The 26,116-nt window shown below is 51.4% G+C and carries 23 protein-coding genes; 3 read left to right on the top strand and 20 right to left on the bottom strand.

Annotated elements, in window-relative coordinates:
• Window positions 1–55: 55 nt before the first annotated feature.
• The 4 genes from lepA to gpr form a co-directional block, all read right to left on the bottom strand.
• Window positions 56–1,870: a translation elongation factor 4 gene (gene lepA / locus AC3WT9_RS14885; protein WP_341095595.1), complete on the bottom strand. Its 1,815-nt coding sequence runs from the start codon at window positions 1,868–1,870 to the stop codon at window positions 56–58.
• A gap of 202 nt (window positions 1,871–2,072) precedes the next feature.
• Window positions 2,073–2,567 carry a hypothetical protein gene (locus AC3WT9_RS14890; protein WP_341379561.1) on the bottom strand — a complete coding sequence of 165 codons (495 nt, stop codon included), beginning with the start codon at window positions 2,565–2,567 and terminating at the stop codon, window positions 2,073–2,075.
• A 90-nt stretch (window positions 2,568–2,657) separates the two neighbouring features.
• Window positions 2,658–4,049 (bottom strand): stage II sporulation protein P, encoded by a 1,392-nt coding sequence (locus AC3WT9_RS14895; RefSeq protein WP_341379563.1) that lies wholly within the window; start codon window positions 4,047–4,049, stop codon window positions 2,658–2,660.
• A gap of 190 nt (window positions 4,050–4,239) precedes the next feature.
• Window positions 4,240–5,250, bottom strand: a complete 1,011-nt coding sequence (gpr, locus tag AC3WT9_RS14900; protein ID WP_341379564.1) for a GPR endopeptidase — start codon at window positions 5,248–5,250, stop codon at window positions 4,240–4,242.
• A 237-nt stretch (window positions 5,251–5,487) separates the two neighbouring features.
• On the opposite strand from gpr, the gene rpsT reads away from it, so the two are divergent.
• On the top strand, window positions 5,488–5,760 hold the full coding sequence (gene rpsT / locus AC3WT9_RS14905) for a 30S ribosomal protein S20 (RefSeq protein WP_038595494.1): 273 nt from the start codon (window positions 5,488–5,490) through the stop codon (window positions 5,758–5,760).
• Window positions 5,761–5,940: 180 nt separating this feature from the next.
• On the opposite strand, the gene holA is transcribed toward rpsT, so the two are convergent.
• The 5 genes from holA to AC3WT9_RS14930 all read right to left on the bottom strand — a co-directional run bounded on the left by holA (window position 5,941) and on the right by AC3WT9_RS14930 (window position 10,408).
• On the bottom strand, window positions 5,941–6,960 hold the full coding sequence (gene holA / locus AC3WT9_RS14910) for a DNA polymerase III subunit delta (protein WP_341379565.1): 1,020 nt from the start codon (window positions 6,958–6,960) through the stop codon (window positions 5,941–5,943).
• 328 nt (window positions 6,961–7,288) lie between these two features.
• Window positions 7,289–8,530 (bottom strand): zf-HC2 domain-containing protein, encoded by a 1,242-nt coding sequence (locus AC3WT9_RS14915; protein ID WP_341379566.1) that lies wholly within the window; start codon window positions 8,528–8,530, stop codon window positions 7,289–7,291.
• Complete coding sequence (locus AC3WT9_RS14920; protein WP_038595503.1) at window positions 8,527–9,078, bottom strand: RNA polymerase sigma factor; 552 nt, start codon at window positions 9,076–9,078, stop codon at window positions 8,527–8,529. Before AC3WT9_RS14920 ends, AC3WT9_RS14915 begins: the two co-directional genes overlap by 4 nt.
• A gap of 287 nt (window positions 9,079–9,365) precedes the next feature.
• Complete coding sequence (locus AC3WT9_RS14925; protein ID WP_341095605.1) at window positions 9,366–9,599, bottom strand: hypothetical protein; 234 nt, start codon at window positions 9,597–9,599, stop codon at window positions 9,366–9,368.
• 167 nt (window positions 9,600–9,766) lie between these two features.
• Window positions 9,767–10,408, bottom strand: coding sequence for a bifunctional 2-keto-4-hydroxyglutarate aldolase/2-keto-3-deoxy-6-phosphogluconate aldolase (locus AC3WT9_RS14930; RefSeq protein WP_038595505.1), 642 nt, complete (start codon window positions 10,406–10,408; stop codon window positions 9,767–9,769).
• Window positions 10,409–10,750: 342 nt separating this feature from the next.
• Between AC3WT9_RS14930 and AC3WT9_RS14935 the strand changes: the two genes are divergently transcribed.
• Window positions 10,751–11,704 (top strand): sugar kinase, encoded by a 954-nt coding sequence (locus AC3WT9_RS14935; RefSeq protein WP_341379568.1) that lies wholly within the window; start codon window positions 10,751–10,753, stop codon window positions 11,702–11,704.
• 131 nt (window positions 11,705–11,835) lie between these two features.
• Here AC3WT9_RS14935 and AC3WT9_RS14940 read toward each other — a convergent pair whose 3' ends face one another.
• The 6 genes from AC3WT9_RS14940 to AC3WT9_RS14965 all read right to left on the bottom strand — a co-directional run bounded on the left by AC3WT9_RS14940 (window position 11,836) and on the right by AC3WT9_RS14965 (window position 18,942).
• The gene (locus AC3WT9_RS14940) at window positions 11,836–12,855 is read right to left on the bottom strand and encodes a LacI family DNA-binding transcriptional regulator (protein WP_341379569.1); all 1,020 of its coding nucleotides are present in this window, start codon (window positions 12,853–12,855) and stop codon (window positions 11,836–11,838) included.
• A 163-nt stretch (window positions 12,856–13,018) separates the two neighbouring features.
• Window positions 13,019–14,197 carry a hypothetical protein gene (locus tag AC3WT9_RS14945; RefSeq protein WP_341379570.1) on the bottom strand — a complete coding sequence of 393 codons (1,179 nt, stop codon included), beginning with the start codon at window positions 14,195–14,197 and terminating at the stop codon, window positions 13,019–13,021.
• Window positions 14,194–14,730 carry an RNA polymerase sigma factor gene (locus AC3WT9_RS14950; protein WP_341379572.1) on the bottom strand — a complete coding sequence of 179 codons (537 nt, stop codon included), beginning with the start codon at window positions 14,728–14,730 and terminating at the stop codon, window positions 14,194–14,196. Before AC3WT9_RS14950 ends, AC3WT9_RS14945 begins: the two co-directional genes overlap by 4 nt.
• A gap of 126 nt (window positions 14,731–14,856) precedes the next feature.
• The gene (locus AC3WT9_RS14955; protein ID WP_341379573.1) at window positions 14,857–17,526 is read right to left on the bottom strand and encodes a ComEC/Rec2 family competence protein; all 2,670 of its coding nucleotides are present in this window, start codon (window positions 17,524–17,526) and stop codon (window positions 14,857–14,859) included.
• Between the two features lie 112 nt (window positions 17,527–17,638).
• A complete protein-coding gene (locus tag AC3WT9_RS14960; RefSeq protein ID WP_038595511.1) occupies window positions 17,639–18,157 on the bottom strand; it encodes a deoxycytidylate deaminase in 519 nt (172 codons plus the stop codon).
• A gap of 107 nt (window positions 18,158–18,264) precedes the next feature.
• The gene (locus tag AC3WT9_RS14965; protein ID WP_341095616.1) at window positions 18,265–18,942 is read right to left on the bottom strand and encodes a ComEA family DNA-binding protein; all 678 of its coding nucleotides are present in this window, start codon (window positions 18,940–18,942) and stop codon (window positions 18,265–18,267) included.
• A gap of 192 nt (window positions 18,943–19,134) precedes the next feature.
• On the opposite strand from AC3WT9_RS14965, the gene comER reads away from it, so the two are divergent.
• A complete protein-coding gene (comER, locus tag AC3WT9_RS14970; RefSeq protein WP_341095618.1) occupies window positions 19,135–19,986 on the top strand; it encodes a late competence protein ComER in 852 nt (283 codons plus the stop codon).
• A 126-nt stretch (window positions 19,987–20,112) separates the two neighbouring features.
• On the opposite strand, the gene leuS is transcribed toward comER, so the two are convergent.
• The 5 genes from leuS to AC3WT9_RS14995 form a co-directional block, all read right to left on the bottom strand.
• Entirely contained in the window at window positions 20,113–22,563 is a 2,451-nt protein-coding gene (gene leuS / locus AC3WT9_RS14975; protein WP_341095620.1) for a leucine--tRNA ligase, read from the bottom strand.
• A gap of 725 nt (window positions 22,564–23,288) precedes the next feature.
• Entirely contained in the window at window positions 23,289–23,576 is a 288-nt protein-coding gene (locus AC3WT9_RS14980) for a hypothetical protein (protein WP_341379574.1), read from the bottom strand.
• A gap of 289 nt (window positions 23,577–23,865) precedes the next feature.
• Entirely contained in the window at window positions 23,866–24,501 is a 636-nt protein-coding gene (locus AC3WT9_RS14985) for a helix-turn-helix transcriptional regulator (RefSeq protein ID WP_492407696.1), read from the bottom strand.
• Window positions 24,502–24,515: 14 nt separating this feature from the next.
• The gene (locus AC3WT9_RS14990) at window positions 24,516–24,869 is read right to left on the bottom strand and encodes a hypothetical protein (RefSeq protein WP_492407697.1); all 354 of its coding nucleotides are present in this window, start codon (window positions 24,867–24,869) and stop codon (window positions 24,516–24,518) included.
• Between the two features lie 50 nt (window positions 24,870–24,919).
• Window positions 24,920–25,987: an AI-2E family transporter gene (locus AC3WT9_RS14995; RefSeq protein ID WP_341095623.1), complete on the bottom strand. Its 1,068-nt coding sequence runs from the start codon at window positions 25,985–25,987 to the stop codon at window positions 24,920–24,922.
• Window positions 25,988–26,116: the final 129 nt, after the last annotated feature.

A 26,116-nucleotide genomic window follows, 5' to 3' on the forward strand; every position in this document is an offset into this window, starting at 1 on the left:
CCTGACGGCTTCCCTTGCAGAGCAATCACTTGCCATTGACATCCTTTAAGACGGTTTACTCGTCAATCTTCAGCACGGCCATGAACGCTTCCTGCGGCACCTCAACGCTGCCGACCTGCTTCATGCGCTTCTTGCCTTCCTTCTGCTTCTCCAGCAGCTTCCGCTTACGCGAGATGTCCCCGCCGTAGCATTTGGCAAGAACGTTCTTGCGCATCGCCTTAACGGTCTCACGGGCAACAACCTTCGTGCCGACAGAGGCCTGAATCGGCACCTCGAACATTTGCCGCGGGATGATGCCGCGCAGCTTCTCGCAAATGATCCGCCCGCGGTTGTACGCGCGGTCGCGGTGGACGATGAACGATAGGGCATCGACCTGCTCTCCGTTCAGGACAATATCCATCTTCACAAGGTTGGACTGGCGGTAGCCGGAAATTTCATAATCGAAGGAAGCATAGCCCTTCGTGCCTGACTTAAGCTGGTCGAAGAAATCATATACGATTTCCGACAGCGGAATCTGATAAGTAATCGTCACCCGATTGGAATCGAGATACTCCATGTTAACGAATTCACCACGTTTATTCTGGCACAATTCCATTACGGTACCCACGTAATCATTCGGGACGATTATCGCGGCCTTAACGTACGGCTCTTCCACGTAATCAATAGTACCAATCTCCGGATAATGCGACGGATTATCGATCTGAAGCATTTCACCGTTGGTCAGCATAATCCGGTAAATAACGCTCGGTGCTGTCGTAATCAGCGGCAGATTGAATTCGCGCTCAATCCGCTCCTGAATAATCTCCATATGCAGCAGTCCGAGGAAGCCGCAGCGGAAGCCGAAACCGAGCGCGCTTGAGCTTTCCGGCTCAAAGCTGAGCGACGCATCATTAAGCTGGAGCTTCTCCAGCGCTTCGCGCAGGTCGTTGTAATCCGATGTTTCGATCGGATATAGACCGCAATATACCATTGGATTGATCTTACGGTAACCAGGCAGCGGTTCCGGGGTTGGATTCTTAGCATCCGTCACTGTATCCCCGACACGGGTGTCGCCTACATGTTTGATTCCGGCTACGATAAAGCCGACATCGCCGATGTTAAGCTCATCGACAATGGCCATGCGCGGCATAAACGCCCCGACTTCAATAACCTCGAATACCTTCTCGGTCGCCATCATCTTGATCTTGGAACCGGTACGGATCTTTCCGTCCATAACACGGACATAGACGATAACGCCTTTGTACGGATCATAGTGAGAGTCAAAGATCAATGCCTTCAGCGGTTCTTCAGAGTTGCCGGTTGGTGCAGGAACCTGTTTGACGACCTGCTCCAGAATTTCCTTGATGCCGATACCGGCTTTGGCAGAAGCAAGTACTGCTTCACTGGCATCCAGTCCGATCACATCCTCAATCTCCTGCTTAACCCGTTCCGGGTCGGCGCTTGGCAGATCGATTTTGTTGATAACCGGCAGAATCTCCAGGTTGTTGTCCAATGCCAGATACACATTAGCCAGCGTTTGCGCTTCAATTCCTTGCGCCGCATCCACGACCAGCAATGCGCCTTCACAGGCGGCAAGGCTGCGGGAAACCTCATAGGTGAAATCGACGTGTCCCGGTGTGTCAATCAGGTTGAGCAAGTAATCCTGGCCGTCGTCAGCACGGTAGGTGAGACGCACAGCCTGCAGTTTAATTGTAATCCCGCGTTCGCGCTCCAGATCCATCTGGTCAAGCACCTGCTCTTGCATTTCGCGCGAGCTAAGTGCACCTGTATACTCAAGAATACGGTCAGCCAGTGTCGATTTACCATGGTCTATATGTGCAATAATCGAGAAATTGCGGATTTGTTGTTGTCTTTTCTGAACGTCAGTCATTCCTTACCCCCACAGACAGCCTAATGTTAATCCACTTATTATAACAGTACGCGCTTCCCCCATCAATCCCGTCCCCCGCAGGAAAATAAAGAAAAGACATCCGGTTGATGTCTTTTCATATAAGGCCTATGTTATAAAGGCTCTTCCTGGCCTTTACAGCTGCAATGAATAAACCGGATGCATTCTTCGTGCGGGGTGCCTGTCACTCTTCGACAGAGTCAAACAGGGAGACTACCCAGCGGATGCTTTTTTGCGAAGCCTGCTGCAGCAGGCCTGCCGTCTTATCCGCCAGCACATCCACTCCCCTGTTTTGCTCCTCCGGAATCAGAATCTGCTCCGGGGTCAGCGTGCTGTAATCCTTCACTTCCTGCTGCGGGAGCTGCCCGGTGCCATTAGGTACCACGGTTTGCGTGTGGACCCCCGGAAGCACCGTGTAAGCACCTGTTGCCGGATCTATAGCAACGGGCACATAAACGTAGGCCTGCCCACCCTTAACGGCTCCCGCCCCTGTTCCAGTCATGGCGGATGCTCCTGCTGCTTGTCCGGTCTGGGGGGTCCCGGATATTCCGTTCCAGCCCGGCAGCACCGCGGAGTTCTTAGCGACGCTGCTGCCAACGCCTCCAAACTGCATACCAATTAATATGCCGATTCCCGCCCAAATTCCGACTATCGTCAGTTTTTTCCCGAACCGCGACATAGCTGTCACTCCTTTTAATACTTGCTGATACTTGCTGATACTTGCTAATGCTTGCTGTAAAACCAGCCCACTTAAATAGCACTTTATGAATTAAGAAACGCCGCCTGTGCTTTTTGCTCCCTGGACGCCCTCAGCTCCGCTTTCCTGCGTCTGAATATCGGCGCTTTTGCCCGGGACGGCAGCTTTTTCGGCGTCATGGCTGCTCCAGTACACATCGGCGATGGCATCGGCTAGAACGTCTGCTGTACGTTTCAGCTCCTCGGCAGTATTGTCAATTCCGCCCACCTCAATCAACACGCTGTTTGGTGAAAGACTCTGGTTATACTCCCCGTTGTTTCCGTTTCCGGACGACTTGCCCCAGATGCCCCGTGAGAGACCCGGATAGCTTTTCTCCAGCAGCTGATGAATCTCGTTGGCGAAAGCCTCATTTTTCTTCCAGTTCTTATTCGCATGGCCAAGAATGAAATAGACCTGGGCGTAGCTTTTGCCTCCGATTTCTGCAGTCGTTTTGCCATGGCGCTGTGAATCTCGGTGTATATCGATCAGCTCAGTCATTTCCTGATTCCCGGCAAGCGCTGACTTAATGGTCATCCGTGAATATTTATAGGAAAAATTCCAGCTGTAATCCGGTACCTTCGTCGCGTAATCCTCCTGTGCATGCACCGTTCCAATTCCCCGCTTTTCCAGCCGCTTTGTTATATATGATCCTACCAGCATTACATTTTTGGAAGGCACGCCGGAGCTTGGATTGTCGCTTTGCACCCCCAGCAGAGGATTGTAAGCCTCGCGGGGATGGGAGTGGTAGACCAGAATGCGTTTAATTGATGTATCCTGCACATTCCCCCCGTTATCACCCGGGCTGCTGTTGCCCCCGTTTTCTCCGGTCTCGGAAGAGTCAGGCATCGCCGTAGCCTCAGGCTGCGGAGACGCCTCTGTGTCCGGGTTGTCTGTGCCTTCCGCCGGAGATGGACCGTGTTCATCCACCATACCCTCTGCGCCAGTCCCTGTTCCGCCGTCCGAGGCCAGCTCATCACTGCCCGGATGATAATCAGCCGGTGCTCCCGTAGCGCCGCCTGAGCCTTTACGGAGCAGGAAAGGATCATCCGCTGCCAGCCCAGGCACCTCACGCGAGAGCAGACTCTTCGGATCACCGGGATCGACGCTTGTCAGCAGCCGGAACACGAAGGAGGTGACCTTTGGGCCCGAAAATGCCGAAGGCTCGTCCCCTTTAGGCAAATGCGGAACCTCCATGCCCAGAAGCTCCATAAAGAATCCGCTGGAAAGCGAAGCAGCCAATCCTTTCATAGAAGGAATGGGTGAAGAGTTCAGCTTCTGTCCGGCTAATCCACCGGCTCCAAGCAGCATGAAAAACACAAGTGAACCTCCGGCCAGCAGCAGCATTGTTCTCCCCAGCGACAGAACATCCAGCAGCTTTCCCCGCAGCCGGCCGATATTCCACAGCTGAAACCATTTTCTGTTCATTATTGTTATGTCCTCCTCCAGCCCTCTGTAATCTCTTATATTTCAAATCTATGAGCCAGGGAGGAATACTAGAACCGAAAAAGAGATAAGTAGAAACAGCAGCGGTGGAATCTGCCAGCCGGTAACAGAAGAAAACCCGCACAGGCTTTGCCGTTCGGCAGCCTGTACGGGCTCTATATTCAGGTGAAAATTAATGCGTGTAGGCTCCGACATTGCCTGGATCCACGGCTTCATGCAATGCAGCATTCAGCCCGCTGGCAACGATATTGGCAATTTCCTCAATAAACTCATCGATTTCCTTAGGGGTAACAATCAGATCATGTCCCAGCGGCTCAAGCACTTCCTTGACCAGCGCAAGCCGCTCCTGCTCGGAGATATCATCCAGCATACCCATGATTTCTTTCGTATGGGCTGCCCCGTCTCCAACCTGTGCAAAGTGATTCTTCATCATCTCCAGCACATTATTGACGATGGTGGACGCGTAACAAACGGTAGGAACGCCGATAGCAATGCAGGGAATCCCCAGAATCTCCCGGGTCAGTCCACGCCGTTTATTGCCGATTCCCGAACCCGGATGAATCCCGATATCGGCAATTTGAATCGTCGTATTGATCCGCTCAAGTGAACGGGAGGCCAGTGCATCAATCGCAATAATGACATCCGGCTTCGTGCGGTCTACGATCCCTTGCACAACCTCGCTCGATTCAATGCCGGTCAGTCCGAGCACACCCGGGGCAATCGCACTCACATTGCGGTAGCCGGGAGAGACCTGATCCGGAACCAGTTCATAGAACTGTCTCGTAACCAGCGCGTTCTCCACCACCAGCGGACCGAGCGAGTCCGGAGTTACATTCCAGTTGCCCAGTCCCACTATTAGCACGGAGGAGTCTTTGTTGATTCCGATCCGGTTCAGGAACTGTTCAAATTCGCGGGCAAACACGGTGGACACCTTCTGCTGCAGACCGGTATCTCCGCCGCGAAGCGCCGGAACTTCCAGCGTCACATAATTTCCGATCGCACGCCCGATAGCCTGTGATCCTGCATTATTAGCTACTCCAAGCCGGGTTACCTTGATTCCGCCCTCTTCTTCCACCTCTTCATTCACACCGGGAATCGGCGTTTTTTGCGGTCCCTGGGCCATTTCCTTTGCCTCTACCGCCAAATCCGTACGTACCGAATACAGCTGAAGATCCAGTTCCATTGATAGTTCAGCCTCCTTATAATTTAATGAGCATTAGCTTTTGCTTTTTGTCGATAGTGTGCGAGAGATAGCTATGGTTTATTCAGGGCAGCAAGGTTTAATTCAAATTCAAAATAGGTATCACATTTGAAGCTAATTCAAAAGCTTTAAGTGTTGCTTTTTGCTAACGGTCATGCTAAACTATTTTAAGTTGTGAATCATATGATGATTTCGAATGTCTTCCAGGAGGTGAATGCAATGCCAAATATCAAATCCGCGGTTAAACGTGTCAAGACGACCGAAAAACGCCGTGCACTGAACGCTTCCCAGAAGTCGGCGCTTCGTACAGCTGTGAAAACTGCTGATGTAGCACTGACAGGAACGGAAGTTGAAACTGCTCAAGCTGCTTTCCAAGCTGCTTCCAAAAAGCTGGACAAGGCCGTAAGTAAAGGTCTGGTTCATAAAAATGCGGCTGCCCGCAAAAAATCCCGCTTGGCGAAGAAATTGAACGCTCTTAAGGCAGAAGCCTAAGCCAAGGGCGACATTCATAATGAGCATTCTAAGAACCTGACCGCTATGCTGCATACGGTTAGGTTTTTTTGTGCCCATTTCCCCCTTTATAATAGTAGGAACTGCAAAAGCCTGCCCAGTGATATTACGCAACGGGGCAGGCTTTTTTGCAGTATGTTCTATGAATGGTCTTGTTCCGGTTCAAGCGCCCAGCTGCAGCATAAACATCTCCAGCCCAAGCACCTTGTCTATGGCTCCTGTCTTCATCTTGTAATCCAAATCGGCCAGGGTGCTCAGAATACTCCGCAGGCGCTGGCTTTCAAATTTACGGGCCTGCTCACCAGCCAGCTTGACGGCATAGGGATGCAGTCCAATTTGCGAAGCAATCTGCCCCTGTGAGTAGCTGAGGGCGGACAAATCCTTAACCTGCAGAATGATCCGGAACTGCCGGGCGATCAGCGCGGCAATCTTGATCGGTTCCTCGCGCTGCTTCAGCAGCTCGTAAAGTGTATTAAGCGCCTTGTCAAGGCGTAAGTTCGCTATATCCTCCACCAGGGTGAACACATTCTGCTCAGCGCCGCGGTGTACCAGACTCTCCACTGCTGCGGCATCCACGGTTCCGCCCTTACCTGCGAACAAGCACAGCTTGTCCATCTCTGCTGACAACCCCTGGAGCCCTGTCCCGGCACTGGCTACCAGCGCCTCCGCTGTTCCAGACGCTGCGCTGCAGCCACGCTCACGGAAGCCCTTCTCCACCCAGCGCAGCAGCTCTTCCGCACCCAGCGGATTGAAGGCCAGCACCGTGCCTGCGGCTTTGGCCGCTTTGACGATTTTTTTACGTTCATCCAGCTTGTCATTATTGACCATAAATACGATTACACTGAAATCAGCCGGCTGCTGCATATAATCGCTAAGCATTTCTACACGATGCTCAATCTTTGCGTTCTCTTTCCCCGCCGTGAACAGGGAAGCATCTCTCACCAGCAGCAGCTTCCGCTCCACCATAAACGGCACAGTCTCCGCTTCTTCTATAACGGCCTGCACAGGCGTCTCCGAGAGATCGAAGGGGATCACCGCAAAGTCACGGTCCTCTTTGGCAATCAGATGCTCCTCCAGAAAGGCCGCAAATTCATTCATCCGGAACTTCTCACTGCCGTACAAAACATACAGTGGTGAAATATTCCCCTGCTTGATGTCCTTGGCCGCCGTTTTGGCATCCATCCCGCCACTTCCTTTTCCATTGCATTCCTCAACGCTTAGTATGAATCCAATACATTTTTATATTTTAACAAAAAAGCAGCTATAAACATAGGCGTCTTTCTCTCTAGCCGTCCAAGTTTTTCTGCAGCATGACATGCAAAAACGGAGCAACTTCGGCAGCGTTGACCAAAGTTGCTCCGTTTCAGCGGCGCATCTATATAAACGACGGAAGGAAAAGCTCTAGAAACTTCCCTTCCGGCGGTCATACCGATGAAACTCGCAAATCCTGAAATTCCTGTCCTCTTACCATAGCATATTCCACTAGCTCTCAAAAAGTTCCACTCTGCAATTATTTATTGGACGTTGCCGCGTCCGGGGTAACAGCAGGTGAAGCTACCGGCGTAGAATCCGGTGATGCTGCGGATGATGCTGCCGAAGAGGGAGAGACACCGGCTTCAGGAACTGTATATACATTGGCTACTTCAGCGCCGTTCTGCTCGGTCACATAGGAGAACTGCAGTCCGTCAGCCGACCAGTTACCGGAAACCCACGCTCCTTCCAGTGGAAGTGAGGTCAGGACCGTCCGTTCCTGCTCTGGCCCGTTTGAAGGAAGCTTATAAATTACCAGCTGCTGTTCGGCCAGTTCAGCTGTGTAGAGGCCATCGGGTGAGGTCCACGAAGCTTGGGCTTTGAGAGCAGAAAAGCCCATATTTCTATCTTCCCCCGCCCCGGGCTCATGAGAGGCATCCAGAGACTCCTGGCTGTCGGCTGCTGCAGGATCCCCGCCTTCGTCCAATCCCATCCCCTTCATATCGTTATTGCTGCTTTTGGAGTCCATATCCGCAGCTCCGGGTGCCGGAGTTGCTGTTCCGGTAGTGCCTTTCCTACTTGAAGACCGCTTATCTGATCCAGACTTTCTCGTCATGGCAGGAGCTTTATCCGTTGCTTTTGCGGTTGGAGGAGCAGAAGTCTCTGCCGGTGCGGTACTGCCGCCGGTATTCTGGCCCCCGTCAGCGGAAGTAGGATCTACCTTCTCGGAGTTCTTCACCTCTTGCTTGTTCTCACCCGGTGCAGCATCCTGAGCGGAACCCGAAGCATCCGAGGACATTATGCTCAAGGCCTCTTTGCTGGCGTTGTTCTCAGCTGTCTGTTGCAGCGATTGCTCCACATCCGCCGTCGGCATGCTGCCCGGCATATTAAACATAGCAATAAGCAGGATAACCGCTGCCGCAGCAGCTCCTATGCCTGTCCGCGCTGCCAGGGAAGCTCCCTTGGAAGCTTTGCCATGGGTGCTTTTGCGGGAAAAAGGCACGACCTTTGATTCTTCTTCAGGGCTTACCGCATCTGCGCTTTTCCCCTGGACGTTTAGGTCCAGTTGATCAAGCTGAGGCAGGATTGAGTCAACCAGACTGAATGGGGGTTTCACGTCCGGCAGCTGCTCCAGTTGCTGGGAGAGCAGCTGAAGCCGGTCAAAGACTTCCGCGCAGGAAGAACAATCATCAATATGACGGAACATTTCAATCATCTCGTCCTGACTGAGATCATGATCCAAATAGCGGTGCATCCATTCCATCACCTCCGCGCATTTCATCCTGATACACCACCTTTCTGGTACTCCTGAAGTCTATTCTGCAGCTGCTGCCTTGCCCGGAACAGGTAAGATTTCACTGTATTCAAAGGCAAATCTAAGCAGTCTGCTATCTCGTTGTAAGAAAAATCCTGCAAATACCGCAGTACAATCACGGTGCGGTGATGCTCAGGGAGTTGGTCAATCGCTTCGCGGATATCCTCCTGCAAATAGGCGGACATCACTTCGCGCTCCACATTATGTTTATTGTCCTGAAACACCATTTCGTGTTCATCAATTGAAACTGTAGGTTTTGTTCTTCTGAATTTGTCGATGCAAATGTTGGTAACGATCCGCTGAACCCATGTTTTGAACTGTGCCTTCTCTTCATATGAACCAATTTTGGTATACACTCTGATGAGTGCCTCCTGTGATGCATCCAGAGCGTCCTGTTCATTATGCAGAATATAGAAGGCTGTTTTATATACATGTCCCTCAATTTCTCGCAATAGGGTGATTAGAGCGTCGCGATCGCCCGCTTGAGCGGCTCTGATGAGTCCCTGCTCCACCACGAAGGTTCCCCCTCTCTATGCAATCTTACTGACGCGCAAGACTGCGGATTTGTTGCAAGCCTGTAATCATTATTTTTAGGGTACCAAACTTTGTTTATTACGTCTTTCCGGACGCTAGGGTTTCAGCCCTTAGTTTCACCGGAACGGTCTATAATCCTTACTAAGCATACAGGGGAAGCACTGAATCTTCAAATACTCTTTTATAGAAGTTCGTTACAAAATTGAAACTAAATAGCCCCACGGAGTGGGGCTGACAGCTAAATCTATGTATTTGGCAATCATTCATCCTATTTATACAAGACAGTTTGGCACAGCATTAAAATGGAATAGTTGTCTTTCTGCTCATCATCCACAATATAGATTTCACCGCCCACAAAAAGCTGCGGGTTGTTGTAGTTTCGCTCCAGCCTGTAAATCTGGCCCACCGTCACCTTGCAGCCATGCTTGCTACATTTAATACATATATACTGCGCGTCATCCTCAGTAGCTGGGCTTAGCAGCTTATTGTTATAGGCAGACATCCAACTCACTCCCGGCAAACTAAATTATAACGCCGCTTTCTACTCTACAGTTTATTGTTTTTGTCCCTGTTCTATACAATGAAGCTTTGAAAAGAACGGCAAAAGCCGTCCGGCCGGCAAGTACCCGGTCGAACGGCTTCTGTCCTGTAACATTTGGGATTCAAGGTTTATACGCCCTTGATCTCCTTGAACTTGGCTACATACTGGGCAGCCAGCTCGGTGATTTGATCATAGCGGCCATGCTTGGCGGGGGCGGTAAGGTTGCCGCCAATGCCTACAGCGATGCAGCCGTTTGCAATCCACTTCTCCATATTGTTCAGATCCACGCCTCCTGTCGGCATGATGTTGACATGCGGCATCGGACCTTTGACCGCTTTGATATAATCCGGTCCAAAAGCGCTGCCCGGGAACAGCTTCAGAACATCCACACCCAGCTTGAGCGCCTCCTTCATTTCATTCAGCGTCAAGCAGCCTGGCATGTAGGGAATCCCATATAGATTACACATCTTCGCCGTCTCTTCTTCGAAGGACGGGCTGACCACAAATTCCGAACCTGCGAGAATAGCGATTCTTGCGGTAAGCGGGTCGAGCACCGTGCCTGCACCAATCACAGCACGGCCTCCAAAATCAGCTACCAGCCGTTTAATTGCCACATCGGCATCCGGTGTAGTAAAGGTTACCTCAATGTTGTTCAGTCCGCCTTCAATACAGGCGGCAGACATCCGATAAGCATCATCGGCATTGTCCGCACGGATAACGGCAACTACGCCAACGGATGTGATGTTTTGCAATACTTTTATTTTCTTCATCGGTTAACTCCCTTTCTTTATTCGAATATAGGATGTAAGAAATACTTCTTTAGATAAACTAATTTATCTAATTTACTAACATCAGCTCAAAACCTTATATGAAAATAGTAATAACAATGCTGTCTACAGTCAATATATATTTATGTGAATAACGAGTTAATTCTTAGCTTCAGTCACAAAACGCTTATAAATAAAGGATTTATGTTATATACAATATTAAATTCTCTATACAGGCTACGATGAAAGCGTAATAACTTATTGTACAAAACCGATTTATATGATAATTTCAAATTACAAATCATTATACAGGGCTTAGATCATTACCCTGAGGAGGAATTATCCATGAGCAAATCATTAAACGCAGTCACATTCGGGGAACCGATGGCGATGTTTTATGCCAATGAAGCCGGACCGCTGCATGAGGCCACTTCATTCTCCAAGGCGCTTGCCGGGGCAGAGAGCAATGTAGCGACCGGGTTGTCGCGCCTGGAACACAAGACCGGCTATGTCACCAAGCTTGGTGAAGACAACTTCGGCCAATTCATTGCCTTAGCGCTGGAGAAAGAGGGAATAGATACGGAGAGTATTACGTACACCAAGGAATTCCCGACCGGCATGCTGATCAAATCCAAGGTACTGACCGGTGATCCGAAGGTGGAGTATTTCCGCAAAAATTCCGCAGCCTCCAAGCTGAGTCTGGCCGACTTCAATGAAGAATATTTCACTTCCGCCGGTCACTTACATGTCACCAGCATCTCTTCTGCACTTTCAAAGACCTGTCATGAGTTCTCCCTGCATGCCATGGAATTTATGAAAAAGAACAGAAAAACCGTCTCTCTTGACCCTAATCTGCGCCCCACGTTATGGCCGGATAAGGAGACTATGGTTAGTACAATCAACGACTTGGCGACACGTTGTGACTGGTTCCTGCCAGGGCTTGGGGAAGGCAAGATTCTGACCGGACTGGACACACCGGAAGATATTGCCGGATACTACCTGGATCGGGGCGTATCCCTGGTCGTGATCAAGCTGGGACCTGAAGGCGCATATTATAAAACCTCCGGTGGAGAAGAAGGTTATGTCGATGGCTTTAAGGTAGAAAAGGTTGTTGATACCGTAGGTGCAGGTGACGGCTTCGCCGTCGGCGTAATCAGCGCGCTGCTGGAGCAGCTGCCGGTAGGGGAAGCAGTGAAGCGGGGCAATGCCATCGGCGCTTTGGCTGTAATGTCGCCAGGTGATATGGACGGACTGCCAACACGGGACGGGCTGGAAAAGTTTATGAACGCTAACGTGTAATTAGGCAAATACTCACTGACTGTAAAATAACTGTATGAAAAGCCCTACACAGTTTTAAAGGGACTGTGTAGGGCTTTTCATTGTGAGGCTGAACAGATCAAATTGTGATTAACAGTGCTTTATAAACCGTTTTATTTAGCCGGTGCCTGAACGGACTGCCCCTGCTGGAGTGCGGGAGGAAACCGGTAGGTGATCGGAACGGAAGTATCCTCGTTCTCAATTAAAGACAGCATGATTTTGGCTGCCTGCATCCCCATCTCATAGGCCGGCTGCCGGATGGTCGTGATATCCGGGTTATAAATCCGTGCAAACTCGGCATCGTCAATGCCGATGACGGACAACCGGCCGGGAATGGCAATGGAGTGGCGGTTGGCGTACTTGAGAATTTCCCCAAGCACAAGGTCATTGGCTGCAAGCAGCGCTGTCGGCGGCTGCGGCAGAGCGAGCAGCGCATCCAGGGCCGAAGCGATTTCATCCCTTGGGACGCTGCGCATATACTGTTCGTTCAGCGCCAGCCCGGCATCCTCCATCGCCTTCCTGAAGCCGCTCATCCGTTCCCTGCGCGGCGTAATGGCATGCTCTCCAAGCGGCAGCGAGAGCAGGGCTATCGCCTCATGGCCATGCCGCACCAGCTCCTTGACTGCGGTCTTCACCGCCATTTCGTTATCCAGCAGCAGGCTTTGCGTAGTGACCCCTTCCACCAGCCGGTCCATAAATACGAGCGGGTAATGGGCTTCGATAAGCCGGGTATAGGCGGAAGGATTGTCTCCTGTCGGGAAGATGATGAGGCCGTCCACCTGGCGGGCCACTAGCGTCTCCACGTAAGTATTCTCCTTATCGGCATTTTCGTCGGCATTACAGATAATGACTTGTATCCCGTGGCGCTGCAGCTCATTCTCAATCGCCCTGATGCATTGAATCGACAGCGAATAATCTATATTGGCCACAATGACACCGACCATAAACGTGCGGTTCTGCTTCAGGCTGCGGGCCAGCCCGTTCGGCTGATAATTCAGCTCTTCAATGACGGAAGCAATCCGGTTTTTGGTAGCTTCGCTCATATATTTAAACCGTTTATTCAAAAATTGCGAGACCGTGCTTTTCGACACTCCCGCCTTTTGGGCAACATCCTCTATGGTCAGCTTCTTCATCTTTTCCGCTCCACTCTTTCTTATAGAAAAAATACTTGTATTCACGAACAGTCAGAGAGCAGCAGCAAAAAAGCCATACTTTCTGATATTATCAAAAAGTATAGCTTTTTTTTAGTAAATTATCTAGTAACCGATTGAGCAGATAGATGAAGAAGGTATATTTTTATCTCCAGGGATCTATATTTATCCCATATTCTTGTTCCATCCAATCAAATAACCATTGTTCTCCTATCGGCAAAGTGATTTCCGTTGACCGTTTCTCACCCTGCACTTCATAATGAGCGGTCAATATCAATCTCTCCTTTAACGTATTGATGTTGCTATCCATAAAAGATGTGTTAATTTTGGCATCAGTAACTTGTTCATCCGTGCTGATGGTGCCTTCCAGAACCTGTACCTTGCCTGTCTCGATATCATAAAGCCTATTGTGGGCAGTATAACCTCCCTTTCCATCTTCAACATAATACAATAGCAGTACCTCTTCCTCCTGCGGGTTGACAGCGATAAAAGATTTGGACTCAGCAAATTCGTTTTTCAAAGTCAATAGTTCCCAAGGCTCTGCAGCCCTCCCGTCAGCCGCCTCTTTGACGTTAATTACAGACAGCTTGGCCTCGGATTGCAGCCCTGGTTCACCTACTGTGTATGTGCGGTTCACCATCAGGATATAGTCTCCGGCTCCATAGATTCCGGCCAGTTCATAATACGACTGCGCACCACCGGCGTAGAGCGGGAAAGTGTATATTCTTCGAGCTGTTGCAGCCGACAGCTCCGCGTGGCCTTTAGGCGTCAAATAGAGCGTGTACGGCTCCGTGTTGTGTGTATACTTCGGTTTAGTATAGTTCACCATTGGCGGTGGCGGTGACCAAATGATTCCCTGCGAGGTTTCGGCTGCGTAAGCCAGTGCTTTGTTCCGGTCCATCGGCAGGGGCATGTAATACTTCTGGCCGCCAATTTCAAACTCTGCAGAGCCTATAGGCGGATTAAATCCCTGTGAAGCCGCTGAAGGAGAAGCTGAAGCTACAGCTGATGGCGGCAATTCAGCAGTTGTGCTGCTGCTGAACAGAGAGGATACCTGATCTATGTATCTCCCCGTGCCCGATTCGCTGAACGGCCAAACCAAAACCCCGAGCAGCAGGATTGCAGCCAGTCCCGCCAGGCCAAGGCTTTTGCCGGAGCGGAAAATCCAATTGCCCGCTGATTGATTATCTGCCGCCTGCTGTATCCGGGCCATCAGCTCCGGTGTGAATCCGTCGTCCTGAAAGGGAATGCGCCCGGCCTTTGCGTACCAGTCCTGTGCCCCGAACATGACATTTCCCTCTTTATCTGAGTGCTGACTTTTCACAGTTCTTCCTCCTTTATCGCCGCTCTTACTTTCTCTCTGGCCCGGGACAAGCGGGATTTGACCGTTCCCTCCGCTATACCAAGCATTCTGGACATTTCAGCAATCGACAGCCCCTGCTGGATATCAAGCACCAGGACCTCTCTGTGCTTATCAGGCAATTCCATAACAATCTCCCAAATCCGGCTGACATACTGGTTGCCCATTGCTTCCTTTTCCGCAGAACGCGCCTGGCCTGGAGTATGCTGCTCGCCCAGCGGAATGAACCTTCGCCAGAAGTTATTCCTTCTCCAGCTGAACGCCGTATTTCGGGTGATGGTCAGCAGCCAGGTCTTTAGCGTCGAGTGACCGCGATATTTGCCTATATTTCGATAGGCTTTCAAGAAGACCTCCTGACTGATATCATCCGCCTGCTCGCGGCTGCGTGTCAGAAAAAAAGCATAGTGCCAGACATCGGACCCATAACTCTCCATCATTTCCCGCAGCGTCATTGACGGTGTACACGCCATTGTATAGGACAATTTCTCGCTGTGCATCTTTGTTATCACCTCTCGCCAATAAGACTCTCCAACTCGCAAAGGGTTCCATCATTTTCCTCTGAAATTAATAATTTGCTGCTGCTTGCTTTATTCCTTTATAAGCCCCCCTTAAACTCAGGAAAATCATCGTTTCTCCTTCTCCGGTGTTGGCTGTTCCTCCTGAGCTGCCCTAAGCTTATGGCGAACTGCAATCTCCTCCTGTTGCACCTTCAATTGAATTTCCCCATGCAAATCAGTCCGGTATACCGCAGTATTCGATTCCGCCAAACGTCCCAATACGTCGGCATTTGGATGCCCGTACAGATTGTTGACGCCTGCTGAAATTACAGCAAAAGCCGGCCTCCAGAATTCCAGCCATTCGGCTCCGGTCGCAGTCTTGCTTCCGTGGTGGGCAACCTTCAGTACATCGATCTTTGCACCACTGTCTAGTCCACTCTGTTCTGCTGCCAGAATTACCGCCTTCTCCGACGCTTTATCCATATCTCCGGTAAACAAAAAATTACGTCCGTTCATCTCCAGCCGAAACACCACCGATTCGTGGTTCTGGTCTTCCACTGCCGGAAGTACAGACTGCCCGTCAGTTTGCGGCGGCTCCGGCCACAGAAAAAACAGCTTCGTCTGATCATCCGGAGCCAGCGTCTGCCCCTGCTGCACAGCGTACAGCCGGGCCTTCTTCGCAATAGCGGTCCTCATGAGCTTCCGGTAAGGCTCACGCTCAGCCAGCGTGCCATTGAACAGCACAGCCGACACAGGCATTCCCTCCAGCACTGCCTGCAGTCCCCCGGCATGATCCTGATCACCATGCGTCAAAATAACGGCGTCCAGGCGGTGGATGCCGCGCTGCTTCAGCAACGGGAGCAATGTCTTCGCTCCAACCTCAAAGGGATCACGGCGGATGCGCCACTCCTCCTTGTTCCCAAAGCTCAGTGTCCCTCCTCCATCGACAAGAATATGCGCCCCTCCGGGGGTTGTAATCAGGATGCTGTCACCTTGCCCCACATCCAGATAACTGATGGCTCCCGCACCCTCAAGGCTCACTACATGGTAGCCCCTGTAGAGCAGCAGCACCAGCCCGGCAGCACATATCAGAACCGCAGATCCGGCCAGTCTAATTCCGCCCCGGGGCTGGAAGGATAACGCCAGGGCATCGCGTTCACGGCTTCTTCCTTTGCCTTTGCCGTTGCCTTCCGGGGCCAGTTCAGCCAGCGGCCTGGTTTCATCCACCATGTATTGCGGAATCTCCCGTACCTGTGCCCCTGCCCGCTGTTTCAAGGCGTACAGCAGCCCGTACAGCAGGAGGTAATAGCCGCAAATCCACAGCAGTGAAGGTGAGCGCCAGATCAGCACCCCACCGGAGAAGCCGTTAACCCATTCCACCGCTCCAAAGGTGGCATTATTCAGCAGTTCGGCAGCATCTGCGACAACACCTGCACCTGCTTCCCAGAACCAGCCCAGCAGGAGAGCCAATGTTCCCAGCGGCAGTACCAAAAAAGTGATGAAGGGCACCAGCACCAGATTTGCAGCAAAGGACAGCAGCGAAAACTGGTTAAAGTAATAAATCGTCAGGGGAAAAGAAACCAGCTGGGCGATCAGAGTTACCGATATGGAACTTCCCAGCCAGCCCGGCAGACGCTTCATCAAAGGATTGGCAAGCGGCACATAGACCATCAAACCTGCCGTCACCAGAAATGACAGCTGAAAGCTGACACTCAGCAGCAAATACGGGTTCCAGACCAGCATAATGAGTGCCGCAGCGGCTAGAATATTCAGACCGTCCTTGAGCATCCCAAGCCGCGCGGCAAGAAGCGCGATCATGCCCATCAGTCCCGCCCGTACAATTGACGGCCCTGCCCCGGATAACAACACATATACCGGAACCAGAAGTAGTGTAACAGTCAGCGCCGTTTCTCTTGTTACCCGGCAATGCCTGAGGATAAATAAAAGCACGGCGACATACACCGCCACATGCATGCCTGATATCGCCAGAATATGGGTCAATCCCAGCTGTGAGAACTGCCGGAAGGTCTCCGGGTCCAGGTCGTCCTGGATCCCGATCACCAGCCCTTTCATATATCCCGAATGCCGGTCCTGGAACAAGCGGTCCATTTCAGCCCCAAGCACAATACGCGCCGCATCATTCCAGCGCAGCAGGGTTGAAGCTCCCCAAGACTCTGGAGGCGTAGCCTCCACGCTTCCGGCCCCGCTTCCTTTCAGGAGCCAGTGGATTCTTTGGGTATGCAGATAAGCACGGTAATCGAAGCCTCCAAAATTACGCGCCTCCCCCGGCAGTACCAGTTCACCCGTCAGCACCACCCGGTCTCCTCTTGCCCAATTGGCGGCCACGGCAATTTCCGCTTCAGCTTGGAGTTTGATCTGAACGGCGACAAGTTCCCCCTTCACCTGTGCTGCAGTCTGCCCTGCTGCATTGCTCCGTATCTGTGACAGCTTCAGCGTAAAATCCACCCGGTCCCCGTCCCGTTCCACAGGAGACACAATCATGCCTTCGGCTTCCACATTACTCTCCTGCTGCTCTGCGGGTTGCGAGGCAAGCACTTCTGGCAGCTGACTGACATTGCGGCCTTCATTCCACTCCCAATACAGGGCGGCGACAGCAAGTGATATTGCGAATACTGCAAGCTGCTTCCAGCCCAATCTCCCACAGGCTGCATAGATCGCGAGCAGCAGCAGACAGCCTGCCCACAGAATCAGCAGCTTGTAGCCCGAGAACAAGCAGGCTGCAGCACTTCCTGTGATCCAGCAGACTGTAAACCCTAACAACGGCCTTCCCTTCATTTATTCCCCTCCTTCTGAAATAACCGGACAACAAAAAGAACCCCAATATACGCGTACATCCGCGCATACAGAGGTTCTTCCCCTTTACTCATTTAATTTCGCATGGATTCTGTTACTCCGAGACGGTGATCATCGTTTCTGCCGGTGGCTCATAATTCTCCAATTGGCGGAATATGATCCCTTTGGTAGTCAGCATATTCTCTACCTTCTCCATATCCTTGCGGTACGGGCGCAAATAGACAATCTCCACAATACCGCTGTTGGCCAGCATGTTGGCGCAGGTCCAGCAAGGCTCATCGGTGACGTAGACCGTACTTCCTTCCCGGTCGCTCCGGTCAGTGAACAGCAGCAGATTCTGCTCGGCATGAATTGTGCGGATGCAGCGCTGCTTCTTCACCATCGTTTCCACACCGTCTACGATCTCCCGCTCATATTGTTCGGAGACCATGCAGCCCGCCTCCGAGCAGTCAGGAACTCCCATGGGCGCTCCGTTATACGCGGTACCCAGCAGCTTCTTGCCCTGCACCAGCACAGCACCGACATGGCGGCGGTTGCAACGCGAACGCGTAGAAACCATGCAGGCAATATCCATAAAATATGTATCCCAGTTTTTGCGATAGGCCACACTCATCAGTAATCTCCGCTTTCTCTTCAATAGTTGTTCACTATTGTAGCATATTGCAGCCTGCTTTCACTAGGAGAACAGTCTCCTCATCTCCGGAAACGGCATCTCCCGTTTCAAAACAGTACCCGAGGCTCAAGCTTTTCCAGCATCCTTGGCCCAATCCCCTTCACCTCTCCTAGTTCGGACAAGCTGCGGAAAGCCCCCTTGCTGCTGCGGTAATCAATAATCGCCTGCGCCTTCTTCTCGCCGATTCCCGGCAAATCCATAAGCTCTGCGGCTCCGGCGGTGTTCACATTGATTTTCCCTTCCGTCTTCTCATTAGCTTGTGCCGTGGAAGCTGCGCCTTGTGCCGATGGGATACCCTCTCCGCCTGCCACTGCGGGGGTCCCAGCTGTTTGTGTGCCCGCCGTTGCCGCCGCCTTGCCCCCTCCGGTCCCGCTATTATCCTGAGATGCGGCCCCTCCAGCCGGGTCAGCAGCATTTGGACCGCTGTCCGCCCCGGCTCTAGTAAACGCAGTATTACCAGCCTGTGCTGCTACTCCGGCTTTTTTGGCTCCTCCGTTTACTTCAATCCCCTCTTTACTGCCTTCACTCTGCAGCGCAGCTGACTTGCTGCTCTTACCAGCGGGGAGTGTTTCCTCTGTATTCGCTCCGCCAACCGCCAGCGCCATAGAGGTGTCCATCGTCTCCCACCCGGAGATGCCGCTGTCTTCTTCCCGATCCGCAGCCCAGACCAGCCCTCCTCCCAGCAGTACTGCTACAATAACACTGACCATCATTCTCTTATTCAAGTACCTGTCCTCCTCTACAATTTGCCCTGATTATTTATGCAATCCTTATGCAAAACCAAATATGACGCAACTTCTGGAATTTTATTCAAAAATGCGGGCGAAACCTGTCATGTGTCCAAGTGTACACTGCATACATTTAACGAAGAGTATTCCTGCAAGCCCAGCAACTCAGGGAAAGGAGGTAACCACAGAATGAAAGTGGGATTTATCGGAACAGGCAGCATGGGCAGTCTGCTCATCGACGCCTTTCTTTCTTCAGGAGCACTTGATGCATGCGACGTGCTGGCCAGCAACCGCAGTTCAACCCGGCTGATTCAGCTTCAGAAGCACCACCCTGGTATCACCATATGCGGCAGCAACAGGGATACCGCGACTGGCAGCGACATTGTATTTTTATGTGTCAAACCTTTGGAATTCAAAACGCTGACGGATGAAATTGCACCCTGTCTGAATAGTGAGCAGATTGTCGTATCCATTACCAGTCCGGTCCAGCTGTACCATCTGGAATCGGTTCTGCCGTCCAAAATAGCCAAGGTCATCCCCAGCATCACCCACAGTGTCAAAAGCGGAACTTCACTATGCATTTTCGGCAGCAGAATTAATAAAAAAGACAGGCTGTTGCTCCTGAGACTGCTGTCTTTCATAAGTGTTCCGGCGGAAATCCTGGAGAACCATACCCGAATTGCTTCGGATTTCTCCAGCTGCGGTCCTGCATTTATCAGCTATTTCATCGAACGCTGGATCGCCGCAGCAGTGGAAGCCACTGGTATTGAAGAAGCCTTGGTCAGCCGTCTGGCCGGAGAAATGCTGCTCGGGACAGGCAAGCTGCTGACAGAAGCAGACTTCACCCCGCAGGAGCTGCAGGAACGTGTCGCTGTCCGCGGAGGCATTACAGCAGAAGCCTTGAATCATCTGCGCAGCAGTCTGGAAGGCGTATTCGAGCGGCTGATTACCACAACGCATGATAAATACGATGAGGATGTCGACAGGCTTAATTCACTCTTCGGCCGGGACGGTATTGTGCAAGGCCCTTTGGATCGCTAGAAGCCTGAACGGATTGAGAAAAAGCGGGCCTCCGAGCTGCATTGGAACATCCATGAATTTTGAACCTTAACAAAAAACCCGCAGCACGGAATACTCCGTAGCTGCGGGTAAAAATGCGTTCTTCGCTTAACCCACTACAATATTTACAAGCTTTCCGGGAACCGCAATGATCTTGCGTACGGTTTTGCCCTCTACAGCCGCCTTCACACTAGGAAGAGCCAATGCATGATTCTGCATGTCTTCCTGCCCCATATCCTGCGGGATCTGTGCACGCCCTACAATCTTGCCGTTAACCTGTACAACGATCTCCACTTCTGCATCCACCGTCAAAGCTTCATCATAAGCTGGCCATGATACATAGCTGATGCTGCCTTCGTGGCCCAGCAGCTGCCAGAGCTCCTCAGAAATATGCGGTGCCAGCGGCGACAGCATTTGTACGAAATGCTCTGCCGATTCACGGGACAAGCTGTCCTGCTTATAGGCATCGTTGATGAAGATCATCAGCTGGCTGATCGCCGTATTGAAGCGCAGATTCTCGAAGTCCTCGGTAACCTTCTTCAGTGTCTTGTGCCAGGTGCGTTTGAACTCGTCTGTACCGCCATCCACGGAAATCTTGGCACTGAGGCTGCCGTCCTCGTTCACGAACAGGCGCCATACGCGGGAGAGGAAGCGGTGAATGCCTTCCACACCTTTTTCATTCCAAGGCTTGGTTGCTTCCAGCGGCCCCATGAACATTTCATAGACACGGAGTGTATCTGCGCCAAAAGCTTCCACAATTTCATCCGGGTTGATGACATTGCCGCGTGATTTGCTCATTTTTTCGTTGTTGTTGCCCAGGATCATGCCCTGGTTCACCAGCTTGTGGAACGGTTCCTTGGTATCCACTACACCGATATCATACAATACTTTATGCCAGAAACGGGCGTACAGCAGGTGAAGCACTGCATGTTCAGCTCCGCCAATGTACAGATCAACCGGCAGCCATTCCTTTTGCTTCTCCGGCGAACACAGCTCCTTGTCATTATGCGGATCAATATAGCGCAGGTAATACCAGCAGCTGCCGGCCCATTGCGGCATTGTGTTCGTCTCGCGGCGGGCTTTCATCCCGGTTTCCGGATCAACGGTTTCCACCCACTCGGTGACGTTGGCCAGCGGAGATTCGCCCGTACCCGAAGGTTTGATCGCGTCCACATCAGGCAGCACCAGCGGCAGCTGATCCACCGGAACAGTCTTCATCGTGCCATCTTCCAAATGAAGAATCGGAATCGGCTCGCCCCAGTAGCGCTGGCGGCTGAAGAGCCAGTCACGCAGGCGGTAGGTTACCTTCCCTTGGCCGCTGCCCTTTTCCTCCAGCCAGGCAATCATCTTCACGATGGCTTCGCTGTTATCCAGACCGTTCAGGAAATCGGAATTCACATGCGGGCCATCGCCGCCATAGGCTTCTTCTTCCACATTACCGCCCTGTACTACTTCGACGATGTTCAAGCCAAATTGCTTGGCGAATTCCCAGTCGCGGGTATCATGTCCCGGAACCGCCATAATAGCTCCGGTTCCGTAACCGGCCAGTACATAATCGGCGATCCAGATCGGCACCTGTGCTCCGTTGACCGGGTTAATAGCGTAAGCGCCGGTGAATACGCCGCTCTTCTCCTTGGCCAAATCCGTACGCTCCAGATCGCTCTTGCGGGCAGCTTTGTCGCGGTATTCCGCGACCGCAGCACGCTGAGCTTCTGTCGTGATGGCATCTACCAGTTTATGCTCTGGTGCCAGCACACAGTAGCTTGCGCCGAACAAGGTATCCGGACGGGTTGTGAACACAGTCAATGCTGCGTCATGTCCATCAATCGCGAAATTGACTTCCGCTCCGGTTGATTTGCCGATCCAGTTGCGCTGCATATCCTTGATGCTTTCTTCCCAATCCAGCTCTTCCAAATCCTCCAGCAAGCGTTCGGCGTACTCTGTAATTTTCAGAATCCACTGGCGCATCGGTCTGCGGACGACGGGATGACCGCCGCGCTCGCTTTTGCCGTCAATAACCTCTTCGTTGGCCAGCACCGTACCCAAAGCTTCGCACCAGTTCACCGATACCTCAGCTACATATGCCAGGCCGCGGTTGTACAGCTGGATGAAGATCCATTGTGTCCATTTGTAATAGCCCGGATCGGTTGTGCTGATCTCGCGGTCCCAGTCATAGGAGAAGCCCAGCGATTTGATCTGGCGGCGGAAATTGTCAATGTTCTTGAAAGTGATGTCACGCGGATGTTGTCCGGTATCCATCGCATACTGTTCTGCCGGAAGTCCAAAGGCATCCCAGCCCATTGGATGCAGCACGTTATAACCGCGCATCCGCTTGTAACGGGAGACAATATCCGTCGCCGTGTAACCTTCCGGGTGGCCTACGTGCAGCCCTGCACCTGACGGATACGGAAACATATCAAGGGCGTAAAATTTCGGTTTACTTGAATCCTCACCTGTCTTAAACGTTTTGTTCTCATCCCAGAACTTCTGCCATTTGGGTTCAATGCTCTGGGCGCGGTAGCCGGCCCCAGCTGGGGTGCTCACTTTGTTTTCGCTCATCTTATGCTCCTCCTTGGAGTGTCGCTTACTTAGTTAAACCTGCTGTTCTTAAAAGAAAACAGGGAATAAAACTCCGCTGCAAAAAAGTTTTGGGCTTCCGCCCGCTGTTATACTCGGATTTCTGATCTCACACTAAGCGGTTGAAATCCGAGTATAAAGGCGGCCACTGACATTGCTCCAGCTCCAAAATTTTTCTCCGTTCCGCTTCCCTGTAACTCTTAAAAATCTCATCTGTTTTGCCTGACGGGCAGCAAAGTCCAAGAACCAGCTCAAGACTCGCTGCTCCGCTGGGAGATGTCTGCCTTCGATCGTCTCAGGCAGACTTGTTGTTTACCGGGGCATAAGCCCAACTCCGCAAAAAAACCTCCCATCCCTAGCGTATGATCGCTAGGGACGAGAGGTTTGAATTCCCGTGGTACCACCCTAGTTAGCGGCTGAACATGCTTTATTCTGCCACTCACTTTGACACCCTTTAACGGAGGTGAGGCGACGACGGTTCACACACTGGCCTTTCGCAGCATCTGCCCTGCGAAACCTGCGGCTTGCGCCGTTACTCGGAGGTGAGTTCATTCCGTTCCGTTAACCGGCTTGCACCAATGCACCGGCTCTCTGCTATAACGTCGCGTGAGTTAATACTCCTCTTCATCGAACTGCTATTCATCACAACATAATCGTAATATTACACAACATTATAACCAAAAACGTTGACTATAGTCAACGTGGAATTATCCGAAATATAAGCTGTAGAGCGACAGAACGCCAATCAGCCACGGTATATCTCTTCCTATCCGTACGATCTTAACCACTCCGGTGGCTATCAATAACAGACAGAAGATCAAAATAAAATGCGCTATGCCCGGAAGAAACAATAAAGCAACCGGCCAAGGGAGCAGCAGCATGGGAATACCGATCAGTACGGCAATCGGAAGTACAATATTGATTAAGAGTAGATTCATAGAACGGATGTAGCGCTGTGGCTTGGTCAACTGTTTTGTATTTTTCCATTTAATCAATGCGTACAAGGACCACACATATAAAATAACAAACAATAACAGAACAGCATTAATAGTTATGTGTATTTTATGATAATGAGGCAGTTTATCTACAGAAGCCACCTGCTTGATTTTGCCAACGAATGCTGCTCTGTTTCTGCGAGGCTAATAGGGTGAGTATTCAAGGCGGACCTCCATTATGATGTGAATGTACCGCGGTTGCATTCAGTCTATCATCCTATGCAGAGGGTGTCCGCTCCGGTACGTTCAATAAGTAACAGTGTAGGGTTGGGTGCTGTCGTTGGACGGATTACAAGCGTTGGGATTCAATGATCCACTCACTCGGATTACATCCGAACCTCTCTCGGAAGCTAGCTGCAAAATGGCTCGGGTTGGAATAGCCCACCATAAGCGCGGCTTCACACACATTGATTCGTTCCATTTCGAGCAGTTCCTTCGCCTTATCCAGCCGCTTTTCCTTTAAATATCCGAAGACGGTAGTGCCGAATAGTTCCTTGAAACCGGCTTTCAGCTTGGAATCGCTGATTCCGGCCAGCTTGGACAATTCCAGCAATGACGGCGGCTGCTCCATCCGCTTCTCCAAAATCCCGAACGCCTCGCGCACTCTCGCGATATCCTCTTTACGCAGCCGAATTCTGCCCCGCTGTGCGGGTACTTCGTCTTCAAACAAGGTTTGCTGGAGCCAGAGGGCAAGCAGCTCCAGAGCTTTTCCTTCGAGGAACATTTTTCGCATCGGTCCGGTAAAGGGATGGGAGCGTAGATCCTGCAGAATGGCCTGCACCTTGGGCAATATGGAGTGATGAAATATGAGATTCTCCCGTCCACCAAGAATCAATGAAGAGCTGTAACGCACGTGTCCAAGTTCATCCATTAATTCATCAAATAAAGCTGTAGACAAACGAATTTCACAGATGGCTATTGGCATCCCTGCCGCATATTTTAGTTCAAGCTGCTGCTCCAGGCCAAATGTAAGGTGGCCAAGACCGGGGAAATCTGCTCTTGTATTCCTGAATGAAGGATTTCAATATAGTCCTGAATCCAGAAGGTCAGATCGACCATTGGAAGAACGCTGCGAAGCTGCATGGTATGGTCGTCCTTAATCTGGAAGTCAGCCATGATAACCTCCATACCGGGTCTGAGACGTGTCCGGCTGATGCTACCGCTTCCTATGGATTCAGGCAGAAGGATCCGGTCGGTATATCGATCGTTTGAGCTGTAAGGGAGAAATGGAGACAAATACCTGTTGTAATGGGAATGAAGCTCTTCATACTGCAGGGATTGCAACGTTTGCATGCGTGTTCCCTTTCTTAATGTTGTAGTGTGGGATCCGATGGTATCTCCGGCTAAACCGGCTTTCGCTTAATATAATAAGCCATTATGTGCTGAATTACGACTTTTCCGGCTGCAAAACACGGGACCGCCAGAATAAGGCCAATCATTCCAGCCACCTCTCCGCCGACCAGCAGGGCAAAAATAATCAGCAGCGGATGCAGATGCAGCCTCCGTCCGACCACCTGGGGCGAGATCACATTGCTCTCCAGCATCTGGCATAGCGTATTCACTACTGCCACCAGCAGGACAAGGCGCAGGGACAGAGTTGAGGCCATCACAATGGCCGGAGCCGCCCCCAGGAACGGGCCCATGTACGGAACGATGTTGAACACAGCGACTACACAGGCAAACAGCAGCGCGTAAGGCATCCCGATGATGGCATAACCGATATATGCCAAAACGCCGATAATAATACAGACGAGGAACTGTCCGCGGATATAGTTTCCCAGCGCTTCATCAATATCCTTGAGCAGCTTCACAATCGTTTTGCGGCGTGAGCGGGGCAGGCAGGAAACCACGGTCCGCTCGAACACGTCAAAGTCCTTGAGAATGTAGAACACGAGAAACGGAACGATAAATGCATTAAACAGCACACCTATCGTTGTCCCGATATTGTCGAGGAAATGTGATATTCCTTTTGCCAGGCGTTCCTCCAGCTGAAAAAACCAATTGTTCATCCCCATCTCAACACCGGGCGGGATCAGCCGGGAATTCATATTCTTCATGAGGCCTTGCGCATGCAGTGTCATCTCCGGCAGATGTTCGTTCAGCTCCTCAAGCTGCTCGATAAACATCGGTATGAGATTGATGGCAATGACCGCAATTGAAGTCAGAAATACGGCGTAGATGAGAAGAACGGCAACGCTGCGCGGCATCTTCCGTCCCGCCAGCATACTGACCACCGGATTCAGTACATAAGAAATGATCATGGCCGCCAGAAACGGCGCAAGAATCGCTTTTAGAAACTGGAATATCCCCTGCAGCATCGGACGAAGCTGCCACACAAAATACAAAATGATCAGGGCGAGCAGCACTCCGATCATCCAGCGGAACCATTTACTTTGGGACCATTGCTCCATGAGTGCACCCCCTAGCGGTATTACTGGACTGGCTTCGTAAATAAGTATATGTATGCCTGCCGCAAAATAACCGCTGAACGTAAAGCCAAGCAAAAAAAGCGCCAATAACCCTCAGCAAATTGGACGCTG

The organism is Paenibacillus sp. EB106-06-01-XG199 (assembly GCF_058791575.1).